Annotated in this window: 5 protein-coding genes, 1 tRNA gene and 1 rRNA gene; 6 read left to right on the top strand and 1 reads right to left on the bottom strand. The window is 68.7% G+C overall.

The window, feature by feature from the left end:
- The 3 genes from rrf to O3Q52_RS37465 all read left to right on the top strand — a co-directional run.
- A 5S ribosomal RNA gene (gene rrf / locus O3Q52_RS37475) occupies positions 1–77 on the top strand; the annotation flags it as partial.
- 114 nt (positions 78–191) lie between these two features.
- The gene (locus O3Q52_RS37470; protein WP_269653069.1) at positions 192–854 is read left to right on the top strand and encodes a DegT/DnrJ/EryC1/StrS family aminotransferase; all 663 of its coding nucleotides are present in this window, start codon (positions 192–194) and stop codon (positions 852–854) included.
- Between the two features lie 83 nt (positions 855–937).
- A tRNA-Thr gene (locus O3Q52_RS37465) sits at positions 938–1,010 on the top strand.
- A 73-nt stretch (positions 1,011–1,083) separates the two neighbouring features.
- On the opposite strand, the gene O3Q52_RS37460 is transcribed toward O3Q52_RS37465, so the two are convergent.
- The gene (locus O3Q52_RS37460) at positions 1,084–3,831 is read right to left on the bottom strand and encodes a SpoIIE family protein phosphatase (protein WP_269653068.1); all 2,748 of its coding nucleotides are present in this window, start codon (positions 3,829–3,831) and stop codon (positions 1,084–1,086) included.
- Between the two features lie 321 nt (positions 3,832–4,152).
- Between O3Q52_RS37460 and O3Q52_RS37455 the strand changes: the two genes are divergently transcribed.
- From O3Q52_RS37455 to O3Q52_RS37445, 3 genes are all read left to right on the top strand, one after another.
- A complete protein-coding gene (locus tag O3Q52_RS37455; protein ID WP_269653067.1) occupies positions 4,153–9,639 on the top strand; it encodes a HAMP domain-containing protein in 5,487 nt (1,828 codons plus the stop codon).
- A 297-nt stretch (positions 9,640–9,936) separates the two neighbouring features.
- Positions 9,937–10,626 carry a two-component system response regulator gene (locus O3Q52_RS37450; protein WP_200395535.1) on the top strand — a complete coding sequence of 230 codons (690 nt, stop codon included), beginning with the start codon at positions 9,937–9,939 and terminating at the stop codon, positions 10,624–10,626.
- A 219-nt stretch (positions 10,627–10,845) separates the two neighbouring features.
- The coding region (locus O3Q52_RS37445; RefSeq protein WP_332112977.1) for a DNA translocase FtsK 4TM domain-containing protein at positions 10,846–11,793 on the top strand (948 nt) is incomplete at its 3' end.

Below are 11,793 nucleotides of genomic sequence, written 5' to 3'. Positions count from 1 at the left end.
CGAACCCGGAAGCTAAGCCTTACAGCGCCGATGGTACTGCAGGGGGGACCCTGTGGGAGAGTAGGACACCGCCGAACTATTATTAATAGAGCTGGTCCCTGAACTTCGGTTCAGGGACCAGCTCTTTTTTGTTCTGCGTCACTTGGAGTTCACGTTGCGCGACCAACATCCCGGACATGGGTACTGCTGCAATGCTCCGGGCCGCGGGCGTGGGAATCGGTGACGAGGTCATCGTGCCGGCGTTCGGCAACGTCGAGGTCGCCGAGGCCGTGATCCAGGCCGGTGCGATGCCGGTCTTCGCCGACATAGACCCGGCCACGTACTGCCTGGATGCCACCGAGGTGAACGCGGCCGTCGGTCCGCGGACGGTCGCTGTCGTCGCCGTACACCGCTTCGGACGGCCCGCTGACATTGCGCGGCTCCGGGACGTCGGACAGCGGCACGGGCTGCTCGTGCTGGAGCAGGGCGAATCCGAGGCGCCGTACGGTGAGATCGAGGAGCGCAGGGCGCATGCGGCGTTCCTCGACGGGCGGTTGAGGGGCGTGCGGACGCCGGTGCGCGGCATCGGACATACGTACCAGCAGTACGTCGTGCGGGTGCCGGGGAACGGGCGGCCGGACCGGGACGCCTTCGCGCGGGCCGTGCGGGCCAAGGGAGTCGAGTGCCGGGTGCCGGTGAAGACGCCCGTGCACCGGATTCCCGTGTTCCGGCGGGACGTCTGTCTGCCGGAGACCGAGCGAGCCGCCGACGAGACGCTTGCTCTGCCCGTCGACGCGTCGTTGACGAGGCGAGAGATGCAGCGGATGGTGTCCGCGTGCAACGCCCTCGGTGGGCTCCTGCAGCCTGCCTTCTAGGCGGTCGAACAGGGTTGGGAGCACGCCGCCGTTCGGGGTATGATCTATTCCGTTGCCGCGAGGGAGACCTCGAAAGGTAACTGGCCCCCCTAGCTCAGTCGGCAGAGCGTCTCCATGGTAAGGAGAAGGTCAACGGTTCGATTCCGTTGGGGGGCTCAGACAAAAAGGCCTCCGCCCTTGTGGGCGGGGGCCTTTTGTGTGTCCGGGACCGGTTCCTCCGGGCCAGGGCTCAGTCGTTCTGAAGGCCGGGAACGCGCATCGCGAGAATGGCCATGTCGTCTGACGGGGCGTCCGACGCGAAGCGTTCCACCGCGCGCATGATGCGGGCGGCCACGGCTCCGGCCGTGAGGCCCGTGCAGGTGGTGAGGACGTCCGTGAGACCGTCGTCGCCCAACATGCGAGTGCCCTCGCGGCGTTCGGTGACGCCGTCCGTCACGCACAGCAGGACGTCGCCCGGGTCGAGCGTGATCGTCTGCTCGTACAGCTCCAGGTCCTCCATCACACCGAGGAGTGGCTGGGGTTCGGCGGCCGGTTCGACCGTGCCGTCCTGGCGGAGGCGCAGGGGGAGCGGGTGGCCGGCGCAGACGACCTTGAGGAGCGCGGAGCCGTCCTCCTGGGGCCACAACTCCCCGTACAGGAGCGTCAGGAAGCGGCTGCGGGCGCCCTCGTCGAGGATCGCGGAGTTCAGGCGCTCCAGGACCGCCGGGCCGCCGAAGCCCTCGCGGGCGAGCAGCCGCAGCGCGTGCCGGGCGAGGCCGGTGACGGCGGCCGCCTCCGGACCCGTACCGCAGACGTCTCCGATGGCGAAGCCGTAGGCGCCGTCGCGGATGGGGAAGAGGTCGTAGAAGTCGCCGCCGACCTCGTTGCCCTCGCCCGCCGCGCGGTAGATGACCTCGACCTCCACGCCGTCGATCTGGGGGAGTTCCGGGGGCAGGAGGCTGCGCTGGAGGGACTGGCTGATGGCCGTGCGCTCCGAGTACAGGCGGGCGTTGTCGAGGGCCAGGGCGGCCCTGCGGCTCAAGTCCTCGGCCAGTTCCAGGATTTCCTGGCGGAAGTGTTCGTCCGACGGCTTGCCGAGCGTCAGCATGCCGATGACGCGGTTGCGGGCCACCAGGGGGAGTACGACCGTCTCGCCGCCGACCGCGGCGGCCGTCTGCAGTGTCGTACCGATGCCGGAGCTCACGGTGGCGGGCTCGCCGAGGCCGAGGCTGCGCATGGAGGTGCGCAGGGCGGCCTGGTGGGCCGCCTCCGCGGGAGCGCCCCAGACGCGGGCGCCCGGGGTCGGGACGGGGTCCGGAGGGGCGATCTTCGACAGAAGGGCCTTGAGGCCGTCGATGCGCTCCTCGTCCTCGTGCAGGACGTACGAAAGATACGGATCCGAGGCCTGGTCGGCGATCGTGTAGACGGCGCACCAGGTGGCCAGGGTCGGGACCGTCATCTGGGCCATCAGGGCCAGTGTCTGGTCGCGGTCGAGCGTGCCCGCGAGGAGGTCCGAGGCCTCGACGAGGAAGGACAGGGAGCCGCGGCGCAGGCGCTCCAGCTCGCCCAGGCGCGCCGACTCCACGGCGAGCGCGATGCGGTCGGCGGCGAACTGGAGGCGAAGGGCCTCCTCGTTCGAATACCGCCCCTGGGCCTCGGCCGCGACGCCGAGCGAACCGGTGAGGCGGCCCTCGACCTTGAGGGGGACCGTGACGACCGAGCGCATGCCCGTGCCGCTGAGGAGCGGTACGGCGCCCGGAACGACCGTCAGGTCCTCGTGCACGGCGGGCATACGGGCCGAGCCGTAGCGGCCGGGGCCCGCTTCCACGGGGACGCGCGCGAAGCGCTGGCGGGCGGAGGGGAGGCCGGTGGAGGCGCGGACCTCCAACTCCGTTTCGTCGTCGGTCGCCAGGAGGAGGAAGGCGGAGTCGCCGTCGAGCATGTCGCGGGCGCGCTCCACCGTGCGCTGGAGGAGGCCGTCCAGGTCGTCGGGGGCCGGCGAGCCGATGAAGACCTCGAAGGGGTCCGACGCCTGACCCTCCGAACTGGTGGTCGTGTCGGATGCGTTGACGCGCAACGGGGTCTGCAGGACTGCGCGTTCGTGGTCGCGTACGAGAAGGCAGACCGTCGAGGGCTCGCCGCCGGTGTCCCGGACGCGCAGGTGCGAGGCGTAGACCGGTGTCACACGGCCGTCGGCGGCGCGGAGGCCGTAGCTGCCCTCCCAGCGGGAGAGTTGGAGTGCCTCGACGATGCCGGTGCTGGTGCCGGGCGTGTGCGGCCAGGCCGCGAGGTCGGTGAGGGGCTTGCCGATGACCTGCTCGGCCGCGTACCCGAACAGTTCCTCCGCGTCCTCGTTCCAGGCGTTGATGGCGCCGGTGCGGTCGATCTGGACCACCGCCACGCGGACGCGGCCGTCGGCGAGCGGGAGGAGGTTGGCCGGGAGGGCGGGGCCGGCCGTGCGTGTGCCCACCGAGCGGTCCGGCAGTTCCAGCTGGAACCAGACCTGCTTGTGCGTGGGTGTGTACTCGACGCCCCAGCGGCCGGCCAGGGCGGCGCAGAGCTGCAGACCGCGGCCTCCCTCGCGGTCGGGGCTGCCCATGTTGATGGCGGTCGCCTGGAGTGGAATCTCACGTTCCGGGTAGCGGTCCCCCACCTCGATCCGTACGCCCTCGTCGCTGCGCAGGCACAGGACGTCGGCGGACGTGCCCGCGTGCACCACGGCATTGGTGACAAGCTCGCTGGTGAGGACCACGGCGTCGTCGACGATGTCGGCGAAGCCCCAACCTTGGAGGGTGTCACGGACGAAGGACCGAGCGGTCGCGACGGACCGCCCGACAGGATCGAAGCTGGCGGCCGCGCGCGCGGTGATCACAGAACTCCTTGTCCGGTTGTCGGAGGGCAGCGCTGCGTGGCCGACCCGCTCCTGCCGTGGCAGGGGCTGGTTCCCCGTCGGCCGGGGATCCTGGGGCGGTCCCCCAGGATGCAGTTCGGTGGTCATGGTGCGGTGCCCCTCCGATGCCTGCCCGCTCGTGCTCGTGCCACCGCCCAGGCCGGAAGGACCGGCGTGGCTGGACAGCCGCATGCAAGGTTACTTACCTTCGCCGTCCGTGCGGATGCCGGTCACCACTGTTTCCACTCCGGAGCGTGTGTGCGGACCATGTGCGAAGCTGCCGAACTGTTATGGCCTGGTTCAGCCATGGTGAAACACTGGGCAAGCTTCAAGGGAAGGTCCGGGCAGGCCGAGTGCCTTCCAGTACGCCGAGCAGTAGTACCCGAGTACGCCGAGCATTAAATGGTCGACCCTTGCGGGAGGGACACAGTGGAGTCTGGCGCAGCGACGCGGGGCACTAAAACGCGCGCGAAAGGCGGACAGTCCCTGAGTAACCAGCGCAAACCACGCAATGGCACCACCACCGTGGACACGGCTGCCCTGGACAGGCTGCTGGCGGCCCTGGTGTCGATGCGGGACGGCAACTTCCGTAAGCGGCTCACGGTCTCGGGCGATGGCGTGATGTCCGAGATTGCGGCGGTTTTCAATGAAGTGGCCGATCGGAATCTGCATCTGACGGGCGAGCTGGCGCGCGTGCGGCGCATGGTCGGCCGCGAGGGCAAGTTGACGGAGCGGCTGGAGTCGGGCGCTTGCGAGGGTTCCTGGGCCACCGCGATCGACAACTCCAACGCGCTGGTCGACGACCTCGTACGGCCCGTCTCCGAGGTCGGACGGGTGCTGTCCGCCGTGGCGGAGGGCGATCTGTCGCCGCGTATGGAGCTGCGGGCGCAGGCCGCGGACGGGAACGGGCATCCGCTGCGCGGGGAGTTCCTGAAGGTCGGGCGCACGGTCAACAACCTGGTCGACCAGCTGTCGACGTTCACCGACGAGGTCACGCGCGTGGCCAGCGAGGTGGGCACCGAGGGCAAGCTGGGCGGGCAGGCCCGGGTGCGTGGTATGTCCGGTTCGTGGAAGGACCTCACGGATTCGGTCAACACCATGGCGTACCGGCTGACGGCTCAGGTGCGGGACATCGCGCTCGTGACCACGGCGGTCGCCAAGGGTGACTTGTCACGGAAGGTCACGGTTCACGTGGCCGGCGAGATGCTGGAGCTGAAGAACACCGTCAACACGATGGTGGATCAGCTGTCCTCTTTCTCCTCCGAGGTGACGCGAGTCGCGCGTGAGGTGGGCACCGAGGGCGAGCTCGGCGGCCAGGCACAGGTGCCGGGTGTGGCGGGTGTGTGGAAGGACCTCACCGATTCGGTGAATCTTATGGCCGGCAATCTGACCGCGCAGGTGCGCGGGATTGCCCAGGTGACGACCGCGGTGGCCAACGGTGACCTCTCGCAGAAGGTGACCGTGTCGGCGCGCGGCGAGGTCGCGCAGCTCGCCGAGACGATCAACCAGATGACCGAGACGCTGCGTACGTTCGCGGACGAGGTCACCCGTGTGGCCAACGAGGTCGGTGGCGAGGGGCGGCTCGGCGGGCAGGCGAACGTGCCGGGCGCGGCGGGAACGTGGAAGGACCTCACCGATTCGGTGAACACGGTCTTCCGGAACCTCACCACTCAGGTGCGGGACATCGCCGCGGTGACGACGGCCGTGGCCAACGGCGACCTGTCGCAGAAGGTCAGCGTCGAGGTCGCCGGCGAGATGCTGGAACTGAAGAACACCGTCAACACGATGGTCGACCAGCTGTCGAGCTTCGGTGCCGAGGTGACCCGCGTGGCGCGGGAGGTCGGTGTCGAGGGTGAGCTGGGCGGCCAGGCGGCGGTGCCGGGCGCGGCCGGTACGTGGAAGGACCTCACGGACTCCGTCAATACGGCGTTCCGGAATCTCACCGGACAGGTGAGGAACATTGCGCAGGTGACGACGGCGGTGGCCAACGGCGATCTGTCGCAGAAGGTCACCGTGGACGTCTCCGGCGAGATGCTCGCGCTGAAGAACACTGTGAACACGATGGTGGACCAGCTGTCGTCCTTCGCCGACCAGGTGACGCGGATGGCGCGTGACGTGGGCACGGAGGGCCGGCTGGGCGGTCAGGCGCGCGTGGACGGTGTGTCCGGCACGTGGAAGGACCTCACCGACTCCGTCAACTTCATGGCGGGCAACCTGACCTCCCAGGTGCGGCAGATCGCCCAGGTGACGACGGCGGTGGCCCGGGGTGACCTGTCGCAGAAGATCGAGGTCGACGCGCGCGGCGAGATCCTGGAGCTGAAGAACACCATCAACACGATGGTCGACCAGCTCAGCGCCTTTGCCGAGCAGGTGACCAGGGTGGCCCGCGAGGTGGGCACGGACGGCCGGCTGGGCGGTCAGGCGCAGGTGCCCGGCGTCGCCGGTGTGTGGCGCGACCTGACCGACTCCGTGAACGGCATGGCCGGCAACCTCACCGCCCAGGTGCGCAACATCGCGCAGGTCGCGACGGCGGTGGCCCGGGGTGACCTGTCGCAGAAGATCGACGTGGACGCGCGCGGCGAGATCCTGGAGCTGAAGAACACCCTCAACACGATGGTGGACCAGCTCTCGAACTTCGCCGAGCAGGTCACGCGGGTGGCCCGTGAGGTGGGCACGGAGGGCATCCTCGGCGGACAGGCCGAGGTGCAGGGTGTCTCCGGCACCTGGAAGGACCTCACACAGTCCGTGAACTTCATGGCGAACAACCTGACCATTCAGGTGCGCAACATCGCCGAGGTCACGACCGCGGTCGCCATGGGTGACCTGTCGAAGAAGATCACCGTCGACGCCAAGGGCGAGATCCTCGAACTCGTCACGACCGTCAACACGATGGTCGACCAGCTGTCGTCGTTCGCCGAGCAGGTGACCCGGGTGGCCCGCGAGGTGGGCACCGAGGGCCAGTTGGGCGGTCAGGCGCGGGTGCCCGGGGTCACGGGCATCTGGAAGGACCTGAGCGACAACGTCAACCTGATGGCCTACAACCTCACCATGCAGGTGCGGAACATCTCGCAGGTCGCGGCGGCCGTCGCCAACGGCGACCTGACGCGGACGGTGACGATCGAGGCCCGCGGCGAGGTCGCGCAGCTCGCCGACACGTTCAACACCATGGTGAAGACGCTGAGTTCGTTCGCCGACCAGGTCACCAAGGTGGCCCGCGAGGTGGGCACGGACGGCATCCTCGGCGGCCAGGCGCGCGTACCGGGCGTGTCCGGTACGTGGAAGGACCTCACCGAGTCCGTGAACGGCATGGCGTCCAACCTGACCGGCCAGGTGCGCAACATCGCGATGGTCACCACGGCCATCGCCAAGGGCGACCTGACCAAGAAGATCGACATCGATGCGCGCGGCGAGATCCTGGAGCTGAAGACCACCATCAACACGATGGTCGACCAGCTGTCGTCGTTCGCCGAGGAGGTCACCCGAGTAGCCCGCGAGGTGGGCACGGAGGGCCAGTTGGGCGGTCAGGCGCGCGTTCGCGATGTCGACGGCACCTGGCGCGACCTCACCGAGTCGGTGAACGAGATGGCCGGGAACCTCACCCGGCAGGTGCGTGCCATCGCGCGCGTGGCCACCGCGGTGACCCGTGGCGACCTGAACCTGAAGATCGACGTGGACGCCTCGGGCGAGATCCAGGAACTTCAGGACTACATCAACAAGATGATCGCCAACCTGCGCGACACCACCATCGCCAACAAGGAGCAGGACTGGCTGAAGGGCAACCTCGCCCGGATCTCCGGTCTGATGCAGGGCCGGCGCGACCTCGCCGACGTGGCCTCGCTGATCATGAGCGAGCTGACTCCGGTGGTCTCGGCGCAGCACGGCGCGTTCTTCCTGGCGATGCCGCTGGACGACGGCAAGGACGTGGGCGCCGCGCACGACGACTCGTACGAACTGCGCATGCTCGGGTCGTACGGGTACTCCATGGGCTCCATGCCGACGTCGTTCAGGCCAGGGGAGACGCTGATCGGGACGGCCGCCAAGGAGAAGCGGACGATTCTCGTGGAGAACGTGCCGCCGGGGTACCTGAAGATCGCGTCCGGGCTCGGTGAGGCGCCTCCCGCGCATGTCATCGTGCTGCCGGTGCTCTTCGAAGGGACCGTGCTCGGTGTGATCGAGCTGGCGTCGTTCCACTCGTTCACGCACATCCAGAAGGACTTCCTCAGCCAGATCGCCGAGATGATCGCGACGAGCGTCAACACGATCGCGGTCAACACGAAGACCGAGGTACTGCTCAAGCAGTCGCAGGAGTTGACGGAGCAGCTGCGGGAGCGGTCGGCCGAGCTGGAGAACCGGCAGAAGGCCCTCCAGGCGTCCAACGCCGAGCTGGAGGAGAAGGCCGAGCTGCTGGCCCAGCAGAACCGCGACATCGAGGTCAAGAACACCGAGATCGAGGAGGCGCGGCAGGTCCTGGAGGAGCGCGCCGAGCAACTCGCGGTCTCCATGCGCTACAAGAGCGAGTTCCTTGCCAATATGTCGCACGAGCTGCGTACGCCGCTCAACTCGCTGCTGATCCTGGCCAAGCTGCTCGCCGACAACGCGGACTCCAACCTCACCCCGAAGCAGGTCGAGTTCGCCGAGACGATCCACGGCGCGGGCTCCGACCTGCTCCAGCTGATCAACGACATCCTCGACCTGTCGAAGGTCGAGGCGGGCAAGATGGACGTGTCGCCGACACGTATCGCGCTGGTCCAACTCGTCGACTACGTAGAGGCCACTTTCCGTCCGTTGACGGCGGAGAAGGGCCTCGATTTCTCCGTACGGGTGTCGCCGGAACTGCCGGCCACGCTGCACACGGACGAACAGCGGCTCCTTCAGGTGCTGCGCAACCTGCTCTCCAACGCGGTGAAGTTCACCGACTCCGGAGCGGTCGAACTGGTCATCCGGCCCGCGGGCGCGGAAGTGCCGGTCGCCATCCGGGAACAGCTCTTGGAGGCGGGTTCACTGCGGGACGCGGACGCCGATCTGATCGCGTTCTCCGTGGCGGACACGGGAATCGGGATCGCGGGCAGCAAGATGCGGGTGATCTTCGAGGCGTTCAAGCAGGCGGACGGCACGACGAGCCGCAAGTACGGCGGTACGGGACTGGGGTTGTCCATCTCCCGGGAGATCGCGCGACTGCTGGGCGGCGAGATCCACGCGCAGAGCGAGCCGGGACGCGGCTCGACCTTCACCCTGTATTTGCCGCTGCACCCGAGCGAACTGCCCCCCCAGGGCTATCCGCAACTCGGTACGCCCATGGAGAACGGGGCGCTTCCCGCGGGTTCGGACGACGAGAACGGGGGTCACGTGGAGACCCCCGCCGAGGTCAAGTCGTACCAGGAGACCCAGAACGGGGCCGCCGCGCTCTTCAGGCGACGTCGCAGGGCGATGCCCTCGGCCCAGCAGCGGCCCGCCCTTCCGGGGCCGCAGACGCAGGCTCGGGATTCCTGGACCGTCGGAGGTGAGGAGACGTCCGTGCACTCGCGCGCCGTCATCCGCTTCGAGGGCGAGAAGGTGCTGATCGTCGACGACGACATCCGCAACGTGTTCGCGCTCACCAGCGTCCTGGAGCAGCACGGACTGTCGGTGCTGTACGCCGAGAACGGCCGCGAAGGCATCGAAGTGCTGGAACAGCACGACGATGTGACGGTCGTTCTGATGGACATCATGATGCCCGAGATGGACGGATACGCGACCACGACGGCGATCCGTCGGATGCCCCAGTTCGCCGGGCTGCCGATCATCGCGCTCACCGCGAAGGCGATGAAGGGCGACCGGGAGAAGGCGATCGAGTCGGGTGCTTCCGACTATGTGACGAAGCCGGTCGATCCCGATCATCTTCTCGCGGTCATGCAGCAGTGGATGCATGGACAGTGACAGGGTGGCAGGAGTGACCGGGCGGCCGGGAACGGCCGTGTGGCCAGGGGTGCTCGGGCGGTGGCCCGGGCGCGCCGGGCTGTTGACTGAGTGTGCCCGAGGCGGTGTAGAAACCCAGGATTCGGGGAACCTTCTGGTCTCCCGCTACGTTTCTGCTACGTGCACAGTGACATCGCGGTGACAGGGTGTGGCGACAGGCGGGGTGCGGCTACCATGACCGGCACAAGGACGGGCGACGCAAGGGAGTCGTCCCCTGGGGCGGCGCCCGGTGCACTGCCGGGACGAGGAGGGCGGGCCATGGTGCAGAAGGCCAAGATCCTCCTGGTCGATGACCGGCCGGAGAATCTGCTGGCGCTGGAGGCGATTCTCTCCGCGCTCGATCAGACACTGGTTCGGGCATCTTCCGGGGAGGAAGCGCTCAAAGCACTGCTCACGGACGACTTCGCGGTCATTCTGCTGGACGTCCAGATGCCGGGCATGGACGGTTTCGAAACCGCCGCGCACATCAAGAGGCGAGAACGGACCCGGGACATCCCGATCATCTTCCTCACGGCGATCAACCACGGCCCGCACCACACCTTCAGGGGATACGCGGCGGGTGCGGTGGACTACATCTCGAAGCCGTTCGACCCGTGGGTGCTGCGCGCGAAGGTCTCGGTCTTCGTAGAGCTCTACATGAAGAACTGCCAACTCCGGGAGCAGGCCGCGCTGCTGCGGCTCCAGCTCGAAGGCGGTGGCGGCAAGGCGGCGGTCGGCGACACCAAGGAGCCGGCGGGGCTGCTCGCCGAACTCTCCGCGCGGCTCGCGGCTGTCGAGGAGCAGGCCGAGGCCCTCTCCAAACAGCTCGACGACGACTCGGCGGACGCGGCCGCGGTGGCCACCGCGGCCCATCTCGAACGCAAACTCACGGGGTTGCGCCGGGCGCTGGACGCGTTGGAACCGGGGACGGGGAGTGGGGCGGCTTCTTCGCTGCCCTCGCAGAACTGAGTCGCGCCGGCTCAGGCGGGTGTGTCGCTCACAGGTCGGTGGGGGTTGGGCGCGCAGTTCCCCGCGCCCCTTACGGGGCGCGGGTGAGGGCAACGTCGTTGTCCACGGCCAGGGTTGGTGTTGAGGCGGCGTCAGTTCGGTGCCCTGTGTGGGCGACACGAACGGGTGAAGCAGTAGGCACACGTGTCCGCAGTGGTCTCCACCGGTAACCTCACACTCATGGCCCCACGTCAGTCCGCAGCCAAGAAGGCGCCCGCGAAGAAGGCGGCCGCACCGAGGAAGGCTGCGGCGAAGAAGGCCCCCGCGAAGAAAGCCCCGGCGAAAAAGGCGCCCGCGAAGAAGGCCGCGGCCAAGAAAGCCGCGCCTCCGAAGCCGGCGCCCAACCCGACCGGGGGCGTGTACAAGCTGGTGCGTGCCCTGTGGCTGGGGGTCGCGCATGCCGTCGGCGCCGTGTTCCGCGGCATAGGGCGGGGCGCGAAGGGGCTCGACCCGGCGCATCGAAAGGACGGTCTCGCGCTGCTGCTGCTCGGTCTGGCACTCATTGTCGCGGCCGGGACCTGGTCCAACCTCCGTGGTCCGGTTGGCGACCTCGTCGAGATGCTGGTGACCGGTGCCTTCGGCCGCCTCGACCTGCTCGTGCCGATACTGCTCGGGGTCATCGCCGCGCGCCTCATCCGGCATCCGGAGAAGCCCGAGGCCAACGGCCGCATCGTGATCGGTCTTTCCGCGCTCGTCATCGGTGTGCTCGGCCAGGTCCACATCGCCTGCGGGGCGCCCGCGCGCAGCGACGGAATGCAGGCGATAAGGGACGCGGGCGGGCTCATCGGCTGGGGTGCGGCGACACCGCTGACGTACACGATGGGCGAGGTCCTCGCCGTACCGCTTCTTGCGCTGGTCACGGTCTTCGGGCTGCTGGTGGTCACCGCGACACCGGTCAACGCCATTCCGCAGCGGCTGCGCATGCTGGGCGCCCGGCTCGGCCTCGTACACCCTCGTGAGACGGACGACGGCTTCGGCGAGGACGACGAGCGCTACGACGACCAGTGGCGCGAGGCGCTGCCCGCGAGCCCCCGGCGGCGCCGGGCGGCGCCCGGGGAGTACGACCCGGACAGTGCCGAGCAGGAGGCGCTCTCCGCGCGCCGGGGCCGCCGTCGGCGGCCCCGAACG

The organism is Streptomyces sp. ActVer, from assembly GCF_027270795.1.
GTDB lineage: Bacteria > Actinomycetota > Actinomycetes > Streptomycetales > Streptomycetaceae > Streptomyces > Streptomyces umbrinus_A.
This window is presented reverse-complemented; position numbering and strand designations above follow the sequence as displayed.